At 71.7% G+C, this 20569-nt stretch carries 21 protein-coding genes; 18 read left to right on the top strand and 3 right to left on the bottom strand.

Annotation, left to right across the window (positions count from 1 at the left end):
* Positions 1-3 precede the first annotated feature (3 nt).
* Positions 4-582, top strand: a complete 579-nt coding sequence (locus ABT084_RS13495; RefSeq protein WP_351042124.1) for an HNH endonuclease family protein — start codon at positions 4-6, stop codon at positions 580-582.
* Here the strand turns inward: ABT084_RS13495 and ABT084_RS13490 are convergent.
* Positions 576-1496: a DUF2470 domain-containing protein gene (locus ABT084_RS13490; RefSeq protein ID WP_502968926.1), complete on the bottom strand. Its 921-nt coding sequence runs from the start codon at positions 1494-1496 to the stop codon at positions 576-578. The two genes, ABT084_RS13495 and ABT084_RS13490, sit on opposite strands and share 7 nt — an antisense overlap.
* Before the next feature lie 55 nt (positions 1497-1551).
* Between ABT084_RS13490 and rpsD the strand changes: the two genes are divergently transcribed.
* Positions 1552-2163: a 30S ribosomal protein S4 gene (gene rpsD / locus ABT084_RS13485; RefSeq protein ID WP_283451479.1), complete on the top strand. Its 612-nt coding sequence runs from the start codon at positions 1552-1554 to the stop codon at positions 2161-2163.
* 22 nt (positions 2164-2185) lie between these two features.
* Here the strand turns inward: rpsD and ABT084_RS13480 are convergent, their stop codons facing one another.
* Positions 2186-4393, bottom strand: coding sequence for an ATP-binding protein (locus ABT084_RS13480; RefSeq protein ID WP_351042119.1), 2208 nt, complete (start codon positions 4391-4393; stop codon positions 2186-2188).
* A gap of 135 nt (positions 4394-4528) precedes the next feature.
* On the opposite strand from ABT084_RS13480, the gene ABT084_RS13475 reads away from it, so the two are divergent.
* The 14 genes from ABT084_RS13475 to nusB all read left to right on the top strand — a co-directional run bounded on the left by ABT084_RS13475 (position 4529) and on the right by nusB (position 17932).
* Entirely contained in the window at positions 4529-4978 is a 450-nt protein-coding gene (locus ABT084_RS13475) for a DUF948 domain-containing protein (protein ID WP_351042117.1), read from the top strand.
* Between the two features lie 7 nt (positions 4979-4985).
* Entirely contained in the window at positions 4986-5345 is a 360-nt protein-coding gene (locus ABT084_RS13470) for a DUF6167 family protein (protein ID WP_351042115.1), read from the top strand.
* Positions 5345-8029: an alanine--tRNA ligase gene (alaS, locus tag ABT084_RS13465; protein WP_351042112.1), complete on the top strand. Its 2685-nt coding sequence runs from the start codon at positions 5345-5347 to the stop codon at positions 8027-8029. Before ABT084_RS13470 ends, alaS begins: the two co-directional genes overlap by 1 nt.
* Before the next feature lie 2 nt (positions 8030-8031).
* A complete protein-coding gene (ruvX, locus tag ABT084_RS13460; RefSeq protein WP_330329458.1) occupies positions 8032-8502 on the top strand; it encodes a Holliday junction resolvase RuvX in 471 nt (156 codons plus the stop codon).
* A 228-nt stretch (positions 8503-8730) separates the two neighbouring features.
* A complete protein-coding gene (gene mltG, locus ABT084_RS13455) occupies positions 8731-10398 on the top strand; it encodes an endolytic transglycosylase MltG (RefSeq protein WP_351042109.1) in 1668 nt (555 codons plus the stop codon).
* Between the two features lie 7 nt (positions 10399-10405).
* Entirely contained in the window at positions 10406-11230 is an 825-nt protein-coding gene (locus tag ABT084_RS13450) for a shikimate dehydrogenase (RefSeq protein ID WP_351042106.1), read from the top strand.
* A gap of 193 nt (positions 11231-11423) precedes the next feature.
* Positions 11424-12608, top strand: coding sequence for a chorismate synthase (gene aroC, locus ABT084_RS13445; protein ID WP_351042103.1), 1185 nt, complete (start codon positions 11424-11426; stop codon positions 12606-12608).
* Positions 12605-13123, top strand: a complete 519-nt coding sequence (locus tag ABT084_RS13440; RefSeq protein WP_351042100.1) for a shikimate kinase — start codon at positions 12605-12607, stop codon at positions 13121-13123. Before aroC ends, ABT084_RS13440 begins: the two co-directional genes overlap by 4 nt.
* Complete coding sequence (gene aroB, locus ABT084_RS13435) at positions 13120-14211, top strand: 3-dehydroquinate synthase (RefSeq protein WP_351042097.1); 1092 nt, start codon at positions 13120-13122, stop codon at positions 14209-14211. The genes ABT084_RS13440 and aroB overlap by 4 nt, the downstream gene beginning before the upstream one ends.
* Positions 14208-14651: a type II 3-dehydroquinate dehydratase gene (aroQ, locus tag ABT084_RS13430; RefSeq protein ID WP_351042094.1), complete on the top strand. Its 444-nt coding sequence runs from the start codon at positions 14208-14210 to the stop codon at positions 14649-14651. The genes aroB and aroQ overlap by 4 nt, the downstream gene beginning before the upstream one ends.
* A 50-nt stretch (positions 14652-14701) precedes the next feature.
* Entirely contained in the window at positions 14702-15670 is a 969-nt protein-coding gene (locus tag ABT084_RS13425; protein WP_502968925.1) for an AAA family ATPase, read from the top strand.
* Between the two features lie 85 nt (positions 15671-15755).
* The gene (locus tag ABT084_RS13420) at positions 15756-16868 is read left to right on the top strand and encodes an aminopeptidase P family protein (protein ID WP_351042091.1); all 1113 of its coding nucleotides are present in this window, start codon (positions 15756-15758) and stop codon (positions 16866-16868) included.
* 51 nt (positions 16869-16919) lie between these two features.
* Positions 16920-17486: an elongation factor P gene (gene efp, locus ABT084_RS13415; RefSeq protein ID WP_351042088.1), complete on the top strand. Its 567-nt coding sequence runs from the start codon at positions 16920-16922 to the stop codon at positions 17484-17486.
* Positions 17487-17488: 2 nt separating this feature from the next.
* Positions 17489-17932 carry a transcription antitermination factor NusB gene (gene nusB / locus ABT084_RS13410; RefSeq protein WP_351042086.1) on the top strand — a complete coding sequence of 148 codons (444 nt, stop codon included), beginning with the start codon at positions 17489-17491 and terminating at the stop codon, positions 17930-17932.
* Positions 17933-18107: 175 nt separating this feature from the next.
* Here nusB and bldD read toward each other — a convergent pair whose 3' ends face one another.
* A complete protein-coding gene (bldD, locus tag ABT084_RS13405) occupies positions 18108-18608 on the bottom strand; it encodes a transcriptional regulator BldD (RefSeq protein ID WP_283451446.1) in 501 nt (166 codons plus the stop codon).
* Between the two features lie 269 nt (positions 18609-18877).
* On the opposite strand from bldD, the gene pyrR reads away from it, so the two are divergent.
* Both pyrR and ABT084_RS13395 read left to right on the top strand, forming a co-directional pair.
* On the top strand, positions 18878-19462 hold the full coding sequence (gene pyrR, locus ABT084_RS13400) for a bifunctional pyr operon transcriptional regulator/uracil phosphoribosyltransferase PyrR (protein WP_351042083.1): 585 nt from the start codon (positions 18878-18880) through the stop codon (positions 19460-19462).
* Positions 19463-19584: 122 nt separating this feature from the next.
* Positions 19585-20568 (top strand): aspartate carbamoyltransferase catalytic subunit, encoded by a 984-nt coding sequence (locus tag ABT084_RS13395; protein WP_351042080.1) that lies wholly within the window; start codon positions 19585-19587, stop codon positions 20566-20568.
* The last annotated feature ends 1 nt before the right edge of the window (position 20569 follow it).

Below are 20569 nucleotides of genomic sequence, written 5' to 3'. Positions count from 1 at the left end.
CGTTTGAGGGCTGACGCCGCCCGGGAGCGGCTGGCGGGCCTCGCCGTCGAGTGGGGGAAGAACTGGGAGACGTACCAGCGGGAGAGCTTCGGCAGGTACTGGTCCGACGACACCGACGCCATCGGCGGCCGCAACGGCTGCGACACCCGCGACGACGTACTGCGCCGCGATCTGAGCGAGCTGCGCGCGGGCGACCGCAACCCCTGCGTCGTGGTGTCCGGCGTGCTGGACGATCCGTACACCGGGAAGCGGATCCCCTACTCCTACCGGCGGGCCTCGCAGATCCAGACCGACCACGTCGTCGCCCTCGGCGCCGCCTGGCGCGCGGGCGCCTACGCCTGGACCCCGCGGCGCAGGCTGGAGTACGCCAACGACCTGGACGTCCTGCTCGCGGCGGACAAGCAGACGAACCAGGACAAGGGCAGCAAGACCGCGGACAAGTGGCGCCCGCCCCGCCGGGAGTACTGGTGCGAGTACGCGCGCCGCTACACCGGCATCGAGCACAAGTACCGGCTGTCCGTCACCCCGCCCGAGAAGCTCGCCCTCCAGGAGCTGCTGGGCAGCTGCCCGCAGGGTCAGTGACCGGCCGCGGCGAAGAGCGTGTGCATCGCCCGGCGCAGTCCGCGGATGTCGCGGACCGGCGCCGGGAAGTCGAAGCGGGCGTCGAACGGGCCGGCCGTGGCGCCCGTGAAGCGGACCCGCAGCCCCAGCCGGTCCAGGGCGAGGGGGACCGCGTCCAGCCCGTCGCCGCCGCGCGGACCCAGCAGGCCGCACAGTTCGCGGACCCGGTCCGCGTGGTCGGCGTACAGGTGCTGGAGCAGCTCGCTCTCGTGGGCCGCCATCGGGTCCGGCTCGGCGCCGGCCAGCTCGTCGGGGTCCACGGGGCCGGAGCCCCACAGGTCCTCGACCCTGATCTCGCCGACCTCCAGCCGCAGCAGCATCCAGGCGGGGCGCCCGTACCGGCCGGGCTCGGGAGCGGGGTCGAGCGCCTCGCCCATGCCCAGCAGCTCGCCCACCGGATGGCGCTCGGCGAGCAGCGCGGCGCAGGCGGCGCGGTCGTCCCCGCGCACCGGGGTGAGCCAGCCCGCCAGCCACGCGCGGCCTCGGATACGATGGGGCACGGACACCGGCGCCACGTCCGTGATCTCGATCACGGCGGTGAGGTCGTCGTCCTGGGCGTGAGCGGCTGCCCTGGCAGCCGCGGATTCCCCTGACACAAGGAGAATCACGTCCCCGTCCGGTGTGACGGTCCGTGCGGCCGGCATTCCTGTCCCCCATCCGTCGGGCTCATGCGTGTCGTGAGCACCCGGCAGAGTGAGGGATACTGAGGCGTTGGACTCTACGAGGGTTCGTACGCGCTCGGCTCCGGTGAGCTGTCGAGCGCCTTCCCTGGGACGCGGCTGACTCTGCCAATCGTCGTCGAAAGCAGATCCTGTCTTGTTTGGATCTGAACTTCGACGCGCACTGGGCAGGGGGATCCCATGTGGTCGAGACATTACGTCCTCCTCGCTAAGGTAAGCCTCACCTAACTTACATGGAGGTAGGTTCCACGTGAACCAGAAGCGACCCAAGGTCAAGAAGTCGCGTGCCCTCGGCATTGCGCTGACCCCGAAGGCCGTCAAGTACTTCGAGGCCCGCCCCTACCCGCCGGGCGAGCACGGCCGTGGCCGCAAGCAGAACTCGGACTACAAGGTGCGTCTGCTCGAGAAGCAGCGTCTGCGCGCCCAGTACGACATCTCCGAGCGCCAGATGGCCCGCGCGTACGACCGCGCGAAGAAGGCCGAAGGCAAGACGGGCGAGGCGCTTGTCGTCGAGCTCGAGCGTCGCCTCGACGCCCTGGTCCTGCGTTCGGGCATCGCCCGCACCATCTACCAGGCGCGCCAGATGGTCGTTCACGGCCACATCGAGGTCAACGGTGGCAAGGTCGACAAGCCGTCGTTCCGTGTCCGCCCGGACGACGTCATCACGGTCCGCGAGCGCAGCCGCGACAAGCACCCCTTCCAGGTTGCTCGTGAGGGTGGCTACGCCGGCGAGGGTGAGGCCCCCCGCTACCTGCAGATCAACCTGAAGGCCCTGGCCTTCCGCCTCGACCGTGACCCGAACCGCAAGGAAATCCCGGTCATCTGCGACGAGCAGCTCGTCGTCGAGTACTACGCCCGCTGATTTCCCTCAGCGAGCGCGGTCCTCACAGGCTGTTCGTCTCGACGGAAGCCCGTCCGCTCCCCTTCGGGGGAGGGGGCGGGCTTTCCGCCGTTCCGCGCGGCCTCGGTACGCCGCCCTCGTTCCCTCCCGGACCCTGCCCCGCCCGCGGTTCCGGTCCCCGCAGGGCCCGTTCCACCACGGCGTCCAGCGTCAGGCCGCGCCCGTGCCGCGCTCCGGCCGCGTACCGCTCCGCGCCCAGCAGCTCGCCCGCCCGCTCCTGGCACATCAGGCGCGGCGCGTTGAAGTAGCCCGAGCCGAAGAGCCGCAGCCCCACCGAACCCCACAGCGGTTCCGCCGCGCCCTGGAGCACCGCGGCCTCCGCCGGTTCCCCCTCGGCCACCGTCACCAGCGCCAGCAGTTCGAGCGCCAGCACCAGCCCCAGCAGGTCGTGGAACGCGTGGTTGATCGTCACGCACTCGTTCAGCAGGCGCCGTGCCTCGGCCGCGCCGCCCGCGTCCAGCGCCGCGTACGCGAGGACGTACAGCGCGTACGCCTTCGCCCAGCGCTCCCCGCGGTCCTCGCAGATCTCCCGGGCCTCCTCGCACAGCGCCAGCGCGCCCGGCAGGTCCCCCTGGAACGCCCTCGTCATCGCCAGTTCCACCTGGCACATCAGGACGTTGCTGTTCAGCTCCCCGGCCTCCCGGTAGTGGGCCAGCGCCGCCCCCAGCAGCTCCCCGGCCCGCGCCATGTCGTCCGAGAGCAGCGCCAGGCAGCCCATCCGGTGCACCGCGTAGGCCGTGGCCACCGGGTTCCCGGAGATCCGGGCCGTGTCCCGGCACTCGTGCAGGGCGCTCATCGCCGCCACCGCGTCCCCTTGGAGGGCCGCCACGTAACCCAGCACCCACAGGGCCTTGAGCCGCGCCGGTTCGTGCTCCGTCCCGGGGCGCCCGTCCTGCTCGAGCGCGCGGTCCAGCCACAGCCGCCCCTCGGTGAGCCGCCCGCAGCCCGCCCAGTAGAACCACAGGGTGCCCGCCAGGTACTGGCCCAGGTGGATGTCGTCCGGATCCTCCAGACAGCACTCCAGCGCGAGCCGCAGGTTCGCCAGCTCCGCCTCGACCAGGGCGGCCACCTGGTGCTGGCGCGGGCTGAACCAGTCCAGCTCGCACCAGGTCGCCAGGCCCATGTACCAGTCGCGGTGGCGCCGGCGCAGCCGCCCGGCGTCGCCCAGCGACTCCAGCCAGCCCGCGCCGTACATCCGTACGGTCTCCAGCATCCGGTAGCGGACCCCCGCCGGGGTCTGCTCGCGCACCAGCAGCGACTGCGCGAGCAGCTCGCCGACCAGGTCCAGCACCCCCTCCACCGGCAGGTCCGGGCCCGCGCACACGTATTCGGCGGCCTCCAGGTCGAAGCGGCCCGCGAAGACCGACAGCCGCGCCCACAGCAGCCGCTCCCCGGCCGTGCACAGTTCGTGGCTCCAGCCGATCGCCGTCCGCAGCGCCCGGTGGCGGGGGAGCGCCCCGCGCGCCCCGCCGGTCAGCAGGGCGAAGCGGTCCTCCAGCCGGTCCAGCACCTGCGCCGGGGACAGCGTCCGCAGCCGGCCCGCGGCCAGCTCCAGGGCCAGCGGGATGCCGTCGAGGCGGGCGCACAGCTCGCCGAGCGCCGCCCGGTTCTCCCCGGTGACCGCGAAGGCGGGGTCGGCCTCGGCCGACCGCTCGGCCAGCAGCGCCAGCGCGTCGTCCGCGTCCAGCGGGGCCAGCGGGAAGGACCGCTCGCCGTCGACCGCGAGCGGCCGCCGCCCGGCGGCCAGCACGCGCAGGCCGGGGGAGCGCCGCAGCAGCTCGTGCACCAGATCCGCGCACTCCTCGACCAGCTGTTCGAAGCCGTCCAGGACGAGCAGCAGCCGACGCTCCGCCAGGTGCTCGGCCAGCACGGTCCGGGGCGGGCGGGTGGTGTGGTCGGTCAGCCCGAGGGCCTCGGCGAGCGTCAGCTCCAGCAGGGCGGGATCGCGTACGGCCGACAGCTCGGCCAGCCAGACGCCGTCGCAGTAGCGTTCCTGCGCCTGCCGCGCGGCCGCGAGGACCAGCCGGGACTTGCCCACCCCGCCCACGCCGGTCACCGTCACCAGGCGCGCGGCGCCCAGCAGCCGTGCCAGCTCCGCGAGTTCCGGGCCCCGGCCGACGAAGCCGTTCAGCTCCGAGGGAAGATTGCCGCACGCCGGTGTGGCCGGGGGAGAGTCGTCGGGTCGTCGCATGGGACACGGAGGGTACTCGTCCGGATGCGCCGCGTACAAGGCGCGTCCCGGAACCCCCGAATTCCGGTAGGGCCGCGGATCTCCGGCGCGATAGGGTCGGGGGACGAGTTTTCAACACGCAGAGAGCGGTGCAAAGTGTCCGGTGGAGAGGTGGCCGGCATCCTCGTGGCCGTCTTCTGGGCGATCCTGGTCTCGTTCCTCGCGCTCGCGCTGGCGCGACTGGCCCAGACGCTCAAGGCGGCCACCAGACTGGTGGCCGAGGTGACCGAGCAGGCCGTCCCGCTGCTGGCGGACGCCTCCACGACCGTACGCTCCGCGCGCACCCAGCTCGACCGGGTCGACGCCATCGCCAGCGACGTCCAGGAAGTCACCTCCAACGCCTCCGCGCTCTCGAGCACCGTGGCCTCCGCCTTCGGCGGCCCGCTGGTCAAGGTCGCGGCCTTCGGCTACGGAGTGCGCAAGGCGCTCGGGCGCAAGGAGGCGGCCGCGGCCGCCCCGAACGGCGCGCCCGCGCGGACACCCAGGCGTACCGTGATCGTCGGGCGGACCGTGCCGGCGGCCCGGCGCCGGAAGCAGAAGGACTGAGACCGCGATGTTCCGCCGTACCTTCTGGTTCACCGCAGGCGCTGCCGCCGGCGTGTGGGCCACCACCAAGGTGAACCGTAAGCTCAAGCAGCTGACGCCGGAGAGCCTCGCCGCGCGGGCCGCCGACAAGGCGCTCGAGACGGGCCACCGGCTCAAGGACTTCGCCCTCGACGTCAAAGCGGGAATGACGCAGCGCGAGGACGAGCTGAACGACGCGCTGGGTCTGCACCAGGACCCCGACCGGCCCGACAACGTCACCGCCCTCCCCGGGCCGCGGCGGCTGCGGGCCCTCGGGACCGACCCGGGCAACAAGAACACCCCCAAGACCCACCCATATCTTTCGTACAACCGGAATGAGGACCACTGATGGAGTCGGCTGAAATCCGCCGCCGCTGGCTGAGCTTCTTCGAGGAGCGCGGTCACACCGTTGTCCCTTCGGCGTCGCTCATCGCGGACGACCCGACTCTGCTGCTGGTCAACGCGGGCATGGTCCCGTTCAAGCCGTACTTCCTGGGTGAGGTCAAGCCGCCTGCCTCGAAGCTGACCAGCGTGCAGAAGTGCGTGCGTACGCCGGACATCGAAGAGGTCGGCAAGACCACCCGCCACGGCACGTTCTTCCAGATGTGCGGCAACTTCTCCTTCGGGGAGTACTTCAAGGAAGGCGCCATCACGTACGCCTGGGAGCTGCTCACCAGCTCCGTGGCGGACGGTGGCTACGGCCTGGAGCCCGAGAAGCTCTGGATCACGGTCTACCTCGACGACGACGAGGCCGAGCAGATCTGGCGCGAGAAGATCGGCGTCCCGGCCGAGCGCATCCAGCGCCTGGGCAAGAAGGACAACTTCTGGTCCATGGGCGTCCCGGGTCCCTGCGGCCCGTGCTCCGAGATCAACTACGACCGTGGCCCCGAATTCGGCGTCGAGGGCGGCCCGGCCGTCAACGACGAGCGGTACGTGGAGATCTGGAACCTGGTCTTCATGCAGTACGAGCGCGGCGCCGGCGAGAACAAGGAAGACTTCCCGATCCTCGGGGACCTGCCGTCGAAGAACATCGACACCGGCCTCGGCCTCGAGCGCCTCGCGATGATCCTGCAGGGCGCGCCGAACCTGTTCGAGACCGACACCCTGCGCGTCGTCATGGACAAGGCCACCGAGCTGACCGGCGTGCGCTACGGCGCGGCCCAGGCCAGCGACGTCTCGATGCGCGTGGTCGCCGACCACATCCGCACCTCCGCCATGCTCATCGGCGACGGGGTCACCCCCGGCAACGAGGGCCGCGGCTACGTGCTGCGCCGCATCATGCGCCGCGCCATCCGCAACATGCGCCTCATGGGCGCCACCGGCCCGGTCGTCCTGGACCTCATCGGCGTCGTCATCGACACCATGGGCCTCCAGTACCCGGAGCTGGTCACCGAGCGCAAGCGGATCGAGACCGTCGCCCTCGCCGAGGAGGCCGCCTTCCTCAAGGCCCTCAAGGGCGGTACGAACATCCTCGACACCGCCATCACCGAGACCAAGGCCGCCGGCGGCTCGGTCCTGGCCGGCGACAAGGCGTTCCTGCTCCACGACACCTGGGGCTTCCCGATCGACCTCACCCTCGAGATGGCCTCCGAGCAGGGCCTCTCCGTGGACGAGCCGGGCTTCCGCCGCCTGATGCAGGAGCAGCGCGACAAGGCCAAGGCCGACGCCCGCGCGAAGAAGACCGGTCACGCCGACCTGTCCGCCTACCGCGAGGTCGCCGACAACTCCGGCGAGACCGAGTTCACCGGCTACGGCTCCACCGAGGGCGAGTCCACCATCGTCGGCCTCCTCGTCGACGGCGTCTCCTCCCCGGCCGCCTCCGAGGGCGACGAGGTCGAGATCGTCCTCGACCGCAGCCCGTTCTACGCCGAGGGCGGAGGCCAGCTCGCCGACCAGGGCCGGATCAAGCTGCACTCCGGCGCCGTCGTCGAGATCCGCGACGTGCAGAAGCCCGTCCCGGGCGTGCACGTGCACAAGGGTGTCGTCCAGGTCGGCGAGGTGACGGTGGGCGCGACCGCGTACGCCGTCATCGACGTCCTCCGCCGCCGCGCCATCGCCCGCGCCCACTCGGCCACCCACCTGACCCACCAGGCCCTGCGCGACGCCCTCGGCCCGACGGCCGCCCAGGCCGGTTCCGAGAACTCGCCCGGCCGCTTCCGCTTCGACTTCGGCTCGCCGAACGCCGTCCCCGGCACGGTGCTCACCGACGTCGAGCAGAAGATCAACGACGTGCTGTCGCGCGAGCTCGAGGTCACGGCCGAGGTCATGAGCATCGACGAGGCGAAGAAGCAGGGCGCCATCGCCGAGTTCGGCGAGAAGTACGGCGAGCGCGTGCGCGTCGTCACCATCGGCGACTTCTCCAAGGAGCTGTGCGGCGGCACCCACGTCGGCAACACCGCGCAGCTCGGCCTGGTCAAGCTGCTCGGCGAGTCCTCCATCGGCTCCGGCGTGCGCCGCGTCGAGGCCCTGGTCGGCGTGGACGCGTACAACTTCCTCGCCAAGGAGCACACGGTCGTCGCCCAGCTCCAGGAGCTGGTCAAGGGCCGCCCCGAGGAGCTGCCGGAGAAGATCGCCTCCATGCTCGGCAAGCTGAAGGACGCCGAGAAGGAGATCGAGAAGTTCCGCGCCGAGAAGGTGCTCCAGGCCGCCGCGGGTCTCGCCGCCGGCGCCCACGACGTCCGCGGTGTCGCCGTGGTCACCGGCCAGGTGCCCGACGGCACCGGCGCCGACGACCTGCGCAAGCTGGTCCTCGACGTCCGCGGCCGGCTGCAGGCATTGAACGGCGCGGGCGACCGGCCGGTCGTCGTGGCGCTCTTCACGGTCGCGAGCGGTCGCCCGCTCACCGTCATCGCCACCAACGAGGCCGCCCGCGAGCGCGGTCTCAAGGCCGGCGAGCTGGTGCGTACGGCCGCCAAGACCCTCGGCGGCGGTGGCGGCGGCAAGCCGGACGTCGCCCAGGGCGGCGGTCAGAACCCGGACGCCATCGGCGAGGCCATCGCCGCGGTCGAGCGCCTCGTCGGCGAGACGGCCTGACGATGACACTGCGCCGCGGCCGACGCCTCGCGATCGATGTCGGCGACGCCCGGATCGGGGTCGCCTCGTGCGACCCCGACGGGGTGCTGGCCACACCGGTCGAAACCGTGCCGGGACGTGACATCCCGGCCGCGCACAAGCGGCTGCGGCAGCTCGTGGCGGAGTACGAACCCCTTGAAGTCGTGGTCGGCCTCCCCCGCTCGCTCAGCGGGCGGGAGGGGCCGGCCGCGGCCAAGTGCCGGGCCTTCGCCATGGAGCTGGCCAAGGGCATCAAGCCCGTGGGGGTGCGCCTGGTGGACGAGCGGATGACCACGGTCACCGCGGCCCAGGGGCTGCGGGCCTCGGGCCGCAACGCCAAGAAGGGGCGCTCGGTCATCGACCAGGCAGCCGCTGTGGTCATCCTCCAGAACGCTCTGGAGACCGAACGGGTATCAGGTAATCCGCCCGGTGAGTGCGTCGAAGTGGTTGTCTGATCGCGATACGGTAACGTTCCGCGCGATGTGACGGCATTCGAACAGCCGTCGCCCACCACTTCAGAGGCGGAACCGGGTGCCGCGGCCCACACACAGCCGCTGCCTCCGTCTCGCGGCTCTAGGGGACCGATGACCGAGTATGGACGGGGCTCTGGCCCCGAACCGTGGCACCCAGAGGACCCTCTCTACGGGGACCCGGCGTGGGCCCACCAGACCCCACAGGGTCAGGTGCCCTACGCCGTCGGCCAGCAGCAGTATCCGCAGGAGCCGCAGTACCAGGGGCAGCCGCTGCAGTACCAGCAGCCGCAGCACCAGCAGCCGCAGCAGTACGAGCAGCAGCCCCAGCCCCAGCCGCAGTTCGCGCAGCAGCAGTACCCCGCGGAGTACCAGGGCTACGCGCCCGAACACCCGCAGCAGCCGCAGTACGCCCAGCAGCCGCAGCCCCAGCAGCAGGCCGTGCAGCAGCCCGTGTACGACGGGCAGCAGGCGCAGAACTGGGACACCGGCCAGGGCCAGCAGGCCGTGCCCTACGGTGTGGACCCGTATGCCCAGCAGGCCGTGGCCTATCCGGGGGAGACCCCGGACGACTACGCCACGCCCGAGGCCTACCCGCCGCCGCAGCCCCCCGGCCGCCGCCACCTCGTCCCCGAGCCCTCCACCGAGTGGCAGGACGACAGCGCCGAGCCGCAGGACGAGGAAGAGGGATCCTTCCTCGCCGCCGGTGGTCACGGCGACGACGACGAGCCGCCGGGCGGCCGACGGGGCCGCGGCAAGGGCAAGGGCGGCAAGAGCAAGGGAACCAAGCGCACCGGCTCCGCCTGCCTGATCGCCGCCGTGGTCATCGTGGGCGCGGTCGGCGGCGTCGGCTACTACGGCTTCTCCTACATCAAGGCGAAGCTCGGCATGGCCGAGGACTACTCCGGCGAGGGCACCACCTCGGTCGACGTGGAGATCCCCAAGGGCGCGACCCTGGGCCAGATGGGCGCGATCCTGGAGAAGGCCGGCGTGGTCGCCAGCGCCCAGGCCTTCGTGAACGCGGCGCAGGAACACCCCAAGGGCAGCGGGATCCAGCCCGGTCTCTACCCGCTGCGCAAGCAGATGTCGGCCAAGTCCGTCGTCGAGGTGATGTCCGACCCCTCGAAGCTGAACGTGATCATCGTCGCCGAGGGCCTGCGCAACGTGCAGGTCTACGGCGCGATCGACAAGAAGCTCAAGCTCCAGGAAGGCACCACCGCGGAGCTGGCCAAGCGTGAGGTCAAGACGCTCGGCCTGCCCGCCTGGGCCCAGGACGGCCAGAACATCAAGGACCCGCTGGAAGGGTTCCTCTACCCGGCCCGCTATGACCTGAGCACCGGGATCACCCCGCAGGACCTGCTCAAGAAGATGGTCAAGAACGCCACGGAGAAGTACGCGGCGCTCGGCATCGAGGGCAAGGCCAAGGACCTGAACCTCAAGTCCCCGCTGGAAGTGGTCACGGTCGCGAGCCTGGTCCAGGCCGAGGGCAACAAGCACGAGGACTACCGGAAGATGGCGGCCGTCATCTACAACCGCCTCAAGCCCTCGAACACCGTCACCAACCAGAAGCTCGAATTCGACTCGACGATCAACTACATCAAGGGCACGAGCAACATCAACGTCTCCCGCGAGGAGACACGTGCCATCGAGGACCCGTACAACACGTACAAGAACAGGGGCCTGCCGCCCGGGGCCATCAGCAACCCCGGCGCCGACGCGCTCAACGCGGTCCTGAACCCGGACAAGGACGGGTGGATGTTCTTCGTCTCGGTCGACGGCGACAAGACCAGCTTCACCAAGACCCTGGCCGAGCACAACAAGCTCGTCGAGGAGTTCAACGCACGTCAGGCACAGAAGAAGCAACAGCAGAGCGGTGGGTAGCGGGAACATGTCACGGATAAGGGCCGCGGTGCTGGGTTCGCCCATCGAGCACTCCCTCTCACCGGTGCTGCACCGCGCCGCCTACCGGGAGCTCGGCCTCGCCGACTGGTCCTACGACCGGTTCGAGATCGACGAGGCCGCGCTCCCCGGCTTCCTCGCCGGGCTCGGCGCCGACTGGGCGGGCCTGTCGCTGACCATGCCGCTCAAGCGGGCGGTCATGCCGCTGCTCGACGAGGTCAGCGAGACCGCCGCGTCCGTCGAAGCGGTCAACACGGTCGTCTTCACCGAGGACGGCCGCCGGGTCGGCGACAACACCGACATCCCCGGGATCGTCGCCGCGCTGCGCGAGCGGGGCGTGGAGAAGGTCCCGGCCGCGGCCATCCTGGGCGCGGGGGCGACGGCCTCCTCCGCGCTGGCCGCCCTCTCCCGGATCTGTTCGGGCGAGGTCACGGCGTACGTCCGGTCCGCCGAGCGGGCGGACGAGATGCTCCGGTGGGGCGAGCGGCTCGGCGTGCCCGTCCGGACCGCCGACTGGTCGGCGGCGGCCGAGGCGCTGAGCGCGCCGCTGGTGATCGCCACCACCCCGGCCGGGGCCACCGACGCCCTGGCCGGGGCCGTCCCCGAGCGGCCGGGCACCCTGTTCGACGTGCTCTACGACCCCTGGCCGACCGCGCTGGCGGCGGCCTGGACCGGGCGCGGGGGGCAGCTGGTCGGCGGTCTCGACCTGCTCGTCCACCAAGCCGTCCTCCAGGTCGAACAGATGACCGGCCGCTCTCCCGGGCCGCTCGCCGCGATGCGCGCCGCCGGGGAACGGGCCCTCGCCGGGCGGTAGATCCATCGGGCATGATCGTCGCCGCACGCTTCCCCGCCCGGCGCGATCACCACCCGACCTGCCACAGTGGCGTCCGATAGCTGGACGTGAGGCCGGGACATCGCTCCGGACATGGGAGGATCGGGGTCGGCGGGCCCGGGCGGCGCACCCGGTCGCGCCGTAGCTGTGCCAGGCGCGAGCATGAGGAGCATCGTTGAGCAGGTTGCGTTGGCTGACCGCCGGGGAGTCGCACGGACCGGCGTTGGTAGCGACGCTGGAGGGGCTTCCCGCCGGCGTTCCGGTCACCACCGAACTGGTGGCCGACCACCTGGCGCGCCGCCGGCTCGGATACGGCCGCGGTGCCCGGATGAAGTTCGAGCAGGACGTGGTGACCTTCCTCGGCGGCGTCCGCCACGGTCTCTCGCTCGGTTCCCCGGTCGCGGTCATGGTGGGCAACTCCGAGTGGCCCAAGTGGGAGAAGGTCATGTCGGCCGACCCGGTCGACCCGGCCGAGCTGGAAGGCTCCGGGCGCAACGCCCCGCTGACCCGCCCCCGCCCCGGCCACGCCGACCTCGCCGGCATGCAGAAGTACGGCTTCGACGAGGCCCGCCCGATCCTGGAGCGTGCCAGCGCCCGCGAGACGGCCGCCCGCGTCGCCCTCGGCGCCATCGCCCGCTCCTTCATCAAGGAGACCGCGGGCATCGAGATCGTCTCCCACGTGGTCGAACTGGCCTCCGCCAAGGCCCCGTACGGCGTCTACCCGACCCCCGCGGACGTCGACAAGCTCGACGCCGACCCGGTCCGCTGCCTCGACGCCGACGCGTCGAAGGCGATGGTCGCGGAGATCGACCAGGCCCACAAGGACGGCGACACCCTCGGCGGCGTCGTCGAGGTGCTCGCCTACGGCGTCCCGGTGGGCCTCGGTTCGCACGTGCACTGGGACCGCCGCCTCGACGCGCGGCTCGCCGCCGCGCTCATGGGCATCCAGGCGATCAAGGGGGTCGAGGTCGGCGACGGCTTCGACCTGGCCCGCGTCCCGGGTTCCAAGGCCCACGACGAGATCGTCTCCACCCCCGAGGGCATCAAGCGCACCTCCGGCCGCTCCGGCGGCACCGAGGGCGGACTGACCACCGGTGAGCTGCTGCGCGTACGGGCCGCCATGAAGCCGATCGCGACCGTGCCCCGCGCGCTCGCCACCGTCGACGTGGCCACCGGCGAGGCGACGGTCGCCCACCACCAGCGCTCCGACGTGTGTGCCGTCCCCGCGGCCGGCATCGTCGCCGAGGCGATGGTCGCCCTCGTGCTGGCCGACGCCGTCGTGGAGAAGTTCGGCGGTGACTCGGTGAACGAGACCCGGCGCAACGTCCGCTCGTACCTCGACAACCTGCAGATCCGGTGACGGGCGGCCCCCTGGTCGTCCTCGTCGGACCGATGGGGTCCGGCAAGTCCACGGTGGGGCAGCTGCTCGCCGAGCGGCTCGGCGTGCCCTACCGGGACACGGACGCCGACATCGTCGCCGCCCAGGGCCGGCCGATCGCCGACCTGTTCGTCGACGAGGGCGAGCCGTACTTCCGCGACCTGGAGCGCGCGGCCGTCGCCGACGCCGTCTCCGGGCACACCGGCGTCCTCGCCCTCGGCGGCGGCGCCATCCTCGACGACGGCACCCGGGCCCTGCTCGCCGGGCTGCCCGTCGTCTACCTGTCGATGGACATCGACGAGGCGGTCCGCCGGGTCGGCCTCGGCGCGGCCCGCCCGCTGCTCGCCGTCAACCCGCGCCGCCAGTGGCGTGAGCTGATGGACGCACGCCGCCACCTGTACACCGAAGTCGCGCGCGTCGTGGTGGCCACCGACGACCGCACCCCCGAAGAGGTCGCCCAGGCGGTCCTCGACGCTCTGGAGTTGAAGGACGTATGACAGACCAGGTGACGCGTATCCAGGTCGGCGCGAGCGCCGGACACGACGCGTACGACGTGCTGGTCGGCCGGCAGCTGCTCGGTGAGCTGGGCACCCTCATCGGCACCAAGGCACAGCGCGTCGCCGTCATCCACCCCGAGGCGCTGGCCTCCACGGGGGAGGCGCTGCGCGACGACCTCGCGGCCCAGGGCTACGAGGCGGTCGCCATCCAGGTGCCCAACGCCGAGGAGGCCAAGACCGTCGAGGTCGCGGCGTACTGCTGGAAGGCCCTCGGGCAGTCCGGCTTCACCCGCACCGACGTGATCGTCGGCGTCGGCGGTGGCGCCACCACCGACCTCGCCGGCTTCGTCGCGGCCTCCTGGTTGCGCGGGGTGCGCTGGATCGCCGTACCGACGACCGTCCTCGCGATGGTCGACGCGGCCGTGGGCGGCAAGACGGGCATCAACACCGCCGAGGGCAAGAACCTCGTCGGTGCCTTCCACCCGCCCGCCGGGGTGCTCTGCGACCTGGCGGCCCTCGACTCGCTGCCGGTCAACGACTACGTCAGCGGCCTCGCCGAGATCATCAAGGCCGGATTCATCGCCGACCCGGTGATCCTCGACCTGATCGAGGGCGACCCGCAGGCGGCCCGGACCCCCGAGGGCCCGCACACCGCCGAGCTGATCGTGCGCTCCATCCAGGTCAAGGCCGACGTGGTCTCCAGCGACCTCAAGGAGTCGGGCCTGCGGGAGATCCTCAACTACGGTCACACCCTCGCCCACGCGATCGAGAAGAACGAGCGCTACAAGTGGCGCCACGGTGCGGCCGTGTCGATCGGCATGGTCTTCGCCGCCGAGCTGGGACGGCTCGCCGGACGGCTCGACGACGCGACCGCCGAGCGGCACAAGAGCGTGCTCGCCTCGGTGGGCCTGCCGCTGACCTACCGCGGCGACCAGTGGCCCAAGCTGCTGGAGACCATGAAGGTCGACAAGAAGTCCCGCGGAGACCTGCTGCGCTTCATCGTGCTGGACGGGCTGGCCAAGCCGACCGTCCTGGAGGGACCGGACCCGGCCGTGCTGATCGCGGCCTACGGCGAGGTGTCCGCGTGAGCCGCAGGGTGCTCGTGCTGAACGGCCCGAACCTGGGCCGGCTCGGCTCGCGCGAGCCCGACGTGTACGGGGCCACCTCGTACGCGGGGCTCGTCGAGAGCTGCCAGAGCCTCGGCAGGCAGCTGGGCTTCGAGGTCGAGGTCCGCGAGACCAACGACGAGGGCCAGCTGGTGCGGTGGCTGCACGAGGCGGCGGACGGGAAGATCCCGGTCGTCATCAACCCCGGTGCCTTCACGCACTACTCGTACGCGATGCGGGACGCGGCGGCGCAGCGCACCGCGCCGCTGATCGAGGTGCACATCTCGAACCCGTACGCCCGGGAGGAATTCCGGCACACCTCGGTCATCGCCTCGGTGGCGACCGGGACCGTCGCGGGCTTCGGGCTCGGCTCCTACCGGCTCGCGCTGCACGCGCTGGCGGAGGAACTGCCCGCGGGCTGAGATAACGTTCTCGCATCAGTCCTCGCCCGAACGAGACGGAGTGGCACGGGATGCAGCACGGAATGGGGGGATGGGGCGAGCCGGGACAGCACCCGGCCGCCCCCGCGCAGCCGCCGATAGCCCCCGTGCCCGGCTGGGCGCCGCCGCCCGCCGGCGCGCCGCACCCGGCGGGCCCGCCGCGGCCCCACGCCGGTCCGCCGCATGCCGGTCCGCCGCACCCCCCGTCGGCCCCGGCCGGGCCGCCGCATCCGGCGAGCCCGCCGCACCCCGCCGGTCCGCCCCGCCCGGCGGGTCCGCCGCAGGGCCCGCCGCTGTCCGTGCCCCCGCCGCACGGGGCGCCGCAGCAGCCCGCCTACGTCCCCGGCACGGGCACGCGGCCCACGGGCCCGGTGGCGCCCGTACCCGAGGCGACCGGGCACATCCCGCTCCCGGCGGTGGCCCCGCCCGCCCCCGGTACCGGGGTCGCCACCCTCGCCGTCCTGCTCATCGGCCCCGCGGGCGCAGGCAAGACCACCGTGGCCCGGCACTGGGCGGGCTCCCGGCAGGTGCCGACCGCGCACATCAGCCTGGACGACGTGCGCGAATGGGTCTGCTCGGGCTTCGCCGACCCCCAGGCGGGCTGGAACGACCACTCCGAGGCCCAGTACCGCCTCGCCCGCCGCACCTGCGGCTTCGCCGCCCGCAACTTCCTGGCCAACGGGATCTCCTGCATCCTCGACGACGCGGTCTTCCCCGACCGGCCCGTGGTGGGCCTGGGCGGCTGGAAGCGGCACGTGGGGCCCGGGCTGCTGCCAGTGGTCCTGCTGCCCGGCCTGGAGATCGTCCTGGAGCGCAACGCGGCCCGCTCGGGCAACCGCCGCCTCACCGACGAGGAAGTCGCCCGGATCCACGGCCGGATGGCGGGCTGGTACGGCTCCGGCCTGCCCATCATCGACAACTCCCACCTCGACGTGGAGGGCACCGCCCGCGCCCTCGACGAGGTCCTGGCCCGCGCCATCGCGGCCCCGGGCGGCTGGTGACCCAGGCCGCCGCCGCCGCGGGCCCGCGCCCCGTCCGGACGCGCTCGCCAGGCCGGATGGGCGGGGCGCTCGTACGCTCGAAGACATGTCAGACGTGTACGCGGCCCGTCGGGCCCTGCTTCGCGACCGCTGTGCCGCGGCGGGCAACTCCGCCGCACTGATCACGCGTCCGGCCAACGTCCGCTACCTCGCGGGGGCGTTCCCGGAGGGCGCGGTACTGCTGATCGGGCCCGCCGACGACGTGCTCTTCTGCGCCACCTCGCCCACGGGCGAAGCGGACGAGGGCCGGATCGACGAACACCTGCGGCTGTCCGTCCTGTCCGGAACCGGCGCCGATCCGGCCGTCGCGGCGGCCGACCTCGCCTGCGGTACGGACCTGCGCGCCGACGCGCTCGCCGTCGAGGAACACCACCTCACGGTCGCCCGGCACCGGGCGCTGCGCTCGGTGGCGCCCCGGCTGCGGCTGACCGACCTCGGGCTCGCCGTCGAACAGCAGCGGCTGATCAAGGACGAGGAGGAGATCGCCTGTCTGCGGATCGCCGCCGAGATCGCCGACCAGGCCCTCGGCGAACTCCTGGAGTCCATTCTCGTAGGCCGCACCGAACGCCACCTCGCCCTGGAGCTGGAGCGGCGGCTCGTGGACCACGGCGCCGACGGCCCGGCCTTCCCCACGTCCGTCGGCACCGGCCCGCACTCCGGCCGCTCCCGGCACCGGCCCTCCGACCGCCGGGTGGAGGAAGGGGATTTCCTCTCCGTCTGCCTGGGCGCGAACTACCGGGGCTACCGGTGTGAGATCGGCCGTACCTTCGTGATCGGCACCACCCCGGCGGACTGGCAGATCGAGCTGTACGACCTCGTCTTCGCCGCTCAGCGGGCGGGCCGCGAGGCCCTGGTGCCCGGGGCCGCGTACCGCGACGTGGACCACGCGGCACGGTCCGTACTGGACTCCGCGGGCCACGGCGAGGCCCTCGCTCCGTGGACCGGACACGGCGTCGGCCTCGAAATCGACGAGGACCCGCAGCTTGCACCTACAGCAATGGGTAAACTGGACGCTTGCGTGCCGGTCACCGTCGAACCGGGGGTTCACCTCCCGGGCCGGGGCGGCGTCCGGATCGATGACACGCTCGTCGTACGCCCTGAGGCGGACGGCGGACCCGAGCTACTCACCATCACGACCAAGGAGCTGCTCGCGCTCTAGCTTTGCTGTGCGCGCCACCCGTGGTCCACCAGTCCAGGAGATTTCGCAACCGTGGCTTCCACGAACGACCTCAAGAACGGCATGGTGCTCAAGCTCGACGGGGGCCAGCTCTGGTCCGTCGTCGAGTTCCAGCACGTCAAGCCCGGCAAGGGCCCGGCCTTCGTGCGCACCAAGCTCAAGAGCGTGATGTCCGGCAAGGTCGTCGACAAGACGTTCAACGCCGGCACCAAGGTCGAGACGGCCACCATTGACCGCCGTGACATGCAGTTCTCGTACATGGACGGCGACTACTTCGTCTTCATGGACATGAGCACCTTCGACCAGCTCATGGTCGACCGCAAGGCTGTCGGCTCCGCCGCCAACTTCCTGATCGAGGGCTTCACCGCCTCCGTCGCGCAGCACGAGGGCGAGGTGCTCTACGTCGAGCTCCCGGCCGCCGTCGAGCTCGTGATCGAGCACACGGACCCGGGCGTCCAGGGCGACCGCTCCACCGGTGGCACCAAGCCCGCCAAGCTGGAGACGGGTCACGAGATCCAGGTCCCGCTCTTCGTCACCACCGGCGAGAAGGTCAAGGTCGACACCCGTACCAGCGACTACCTCGGCCGGGTGAACAGCTAACCGTGGGAGCCCGGAGCAACGCCCGCAAGCGTGCTTTCCAGATCCTCTTCGAGGCCGATCAGCGCGGTGTGCCCGTGCGTGAGGTCCTCGCCGACTGGGTCCGTCACTCACGGAACGACACCGACGGCCGTCAGCCCGCGGTGAGCGAGTACACGATGAACCTCGTCGAGGGGTACGCCGACAAGGTGGACCGCATCGACGACCTGATCGTCACCTACGCCGTGGACTGGGACCTCGACCGCATGCCGGTCGCGGACCGGAACATCGTGCGGCTGGGTGCCTACGAGCTGATCTGGGTCGACGAGACCCCGGACGCCGTGGCGATCGACGAGGCCGTCCAGCTCGCCAAGGAATTCTCCACCGACGAGTCCCCGGGGTTCGTGAACGGCCTGCTGGCCCGCTTCAAGGACCTCAAGCCGAAGCTCCGGCGGGACGAGCGCGACTAGCGCTCCGGACCGGCCGTCGGCACGCGCAGGGCCCGCAGCGCATCGCGCTGCGGGCCCTGCGCGTGTCCGCGCCCGGAGGACGAGGTGAAAAAACCGGTGGGGGCCGGGAAGCACATGGCTTCCCGGCCCCCACCGGTAACGTTTCTGCTGGGCCTGGGCCCGGAGCTCAGAGCGCTCAGATCTCCTCGTGCGTCACGGCACGGCGGGCGTCCGCATCCAGCACGCCCCAGCTGATGAGCTGCTCGGTCAGGACCGAGGGCGACTGGTCGTAGATGACCGCGAGGGTGCGCAGGTCGTCCTGGCGGATCGACAGCACCTTGCCGTTGTAGTCGCCGCGCTGGCTCTGGATCGTCGCCGCGTAGCGCTGGAGCGGGCCCGCCTTCTCGGCCGGCACGTGGGCCAGGCGCTCCAGGTCCAGACGGAGCTTCGGCGGCGGCTCGGCCGCCCCGCCCGGCGTGGTGCCCGGCAGGAGTTCCTGCACCGGCACACCGTAGAAGTCCGCCAGCTCGGCGAGGCGCTGGACGGTCACGGCGCGGTCCCCGCGCTCGTAGGAACCGACCACCACGGCCTTCCACCGGCCCTGGGACTTCTCCTCGACACCGTGGAGGGAAAGGCCCTGCTGGGTGCGGATGGCACGGAGCTTGGCCCCGAGCTGCTTGGCGTATTCGCTGGACATAACGCTCCCGGACGCTGTGACGCTGTGATGATGTGGACAACGTGCGGCTGCGCCGCGCGGCTGGTAACTCACTGTGAGGTTACGCAGCGTTACTTGGATGCGTCAAGCCGAATGGTCTCCATCGCCCTCCCGGGAGGGCTCGCGCCGCCCCGGTCCGGCGGTCCCGGGCGGCCCTGGTACCGTGGACGACGTACGACCCGGCTGCCTCTGGCGGTCGGCCAGACGTCCTTTAAGGTCCGTCCCGTGAGGCGGAGAAGGAGGTCCTTTTCATGGACGCTCAGCATGACCGGCACGACGCCGATGCCGCCCGCCCCGTACTCGAGGCGCAGGACATCGCGCGGGTCTTGACCCGCATCGCCCACGAGATCGTCGAACGCGCCAAGGGCGCCGACGACGTGGTGCTCCTCGGCATTCCGACCCGCGGTGTCTTCCTCGCCCGCCGGCTCGCCGCCAAGCTCGAAGAGATCACCGGCACCAAGGTCCCCGTCGGCTCCCTCGACATCACCATGTACCGCGACGACCTGCGGATGAAGCCGGCCCGCGCGATCGGCCGCACCGAGATCCCCGGTGACGGCATCGACGGCAGGCTCGTGGTCCTCGTCGACGACGTGCTCTTCTCCGGCCGCACCATCCGCGCGGCCCTCGACGCCCTCGGCGACATCGGCCGCCCCCGCGCCGTGCAGCTCGCGGTCCTCGTCGACCGCGGCCACCGCGAACTGCCGATCCGCGCCGACTACGTCGGGAAGAACCTCCCCACCTCGCTGCGGGAGACCGTCATGGTCCAGCTCCAGGAGGAGGACGGCCGCGACGCCGTACTGCTCGGCCAGCGGACCGCCCCGGCAGGCGGGCAGTAGCCCCCACCCGTGAGGGTCCCCGCTCGTGGGGCCCGCGCGGACGTCCGCCCACGGCGGCGCCCGCCCGCAATCCAGCCTGCCCGCCAGCCCTCCCCGACCCACGGACTCAACGGAGCACCCAGATGAAGCGTCACCTCATCTCGGCCGCCGATCTCTCGCGCGACGACGCCGTCCTCATCCTCGACACCGCCGAGGAAATGGCACGGGTCGCCGACCGGCCGATAAAGAAGCTGCCCACCCTGCGCGGCCTGACCATCTGCAACCTCTTCTTCGAGGACTCGACCCGCACCCGCATCTCCTTCGAGGCCGCCGAGAAGCGCCTCTCCGCCGATGTGATCAACTTCGTGGCCAAGGGGTCCAGCGTCTCCAAGGGCGAGTCCCTCAAGGACACCGCCCAGACCCTGGACGCCATGGGCATCGACGCCGTGGTCATCCGGCACAGCGCCTCCGGGGCCCCCTACCGCCTCGCCACCTCGGGCTGGATCGACGTACCGGTCATCAACGCCGGTGACGGCACCCACCAGCACCCGACCCAGGCGCTGCTCGACGCGTTCACCATGCGCCGTCGCCTGGTCGGCCCCGACGCGCTCGGCCAGGACCTCGCGGGCAAGCGGATCACCCTCGTCGGTGACGTCCTGCACAGCCGCGTCGCCCGCTCCAACGTCGACCTGCTGCACACCCTCGGCGCGCACGTCACCCTGGTGGCCCCGCCCACCCTGGTCCCGATCGGCGTCGAGACCTGGCCCTGCGAGGTCTCGTACGACCTCGACGAGGTGCTGCCGAAGTCCGACGCGGTCATGATGCTGCGTGTGCAGCGAGAGCGGATGAACGCCGCCTTCTTCCCGACCGAGCGCGAGTACTCCCGGCGCTACGGCCTCGACGGCGAGCGCATGGCCAAGATGCCCGCGCACGGCATCGTGATGCACCCCGGCCCGATGGTCCGGGGCATGGAGATCACCGCCGAGGTCGCCGACTCCGACCGCTGCACCGTCGTCGAGCAGGTCGCCAACGGCGTGTCCATCCGCATGGCGGTCCTGTACCTGCTTCTGGGCGGCAACGAGTCCGCCGTCAGCCACGCCCGCCCCGTCGATTCGGAGAGCAAGTAAA

The organism is Streptomyces sp. NPDC002138, assembly GCF_040296485.1.
Classification (GTDB): domain Bacteria; phylum Actinomycetota; class Actinomycetes; order Streptomycetales; family Streptomycetaceae; genus Streptomyces.
The sequence above is the reverse complement of the archived record's forward strand: the minus strand, read 5'-3'. Positions and strand labels throughout refer to the sequence as shown.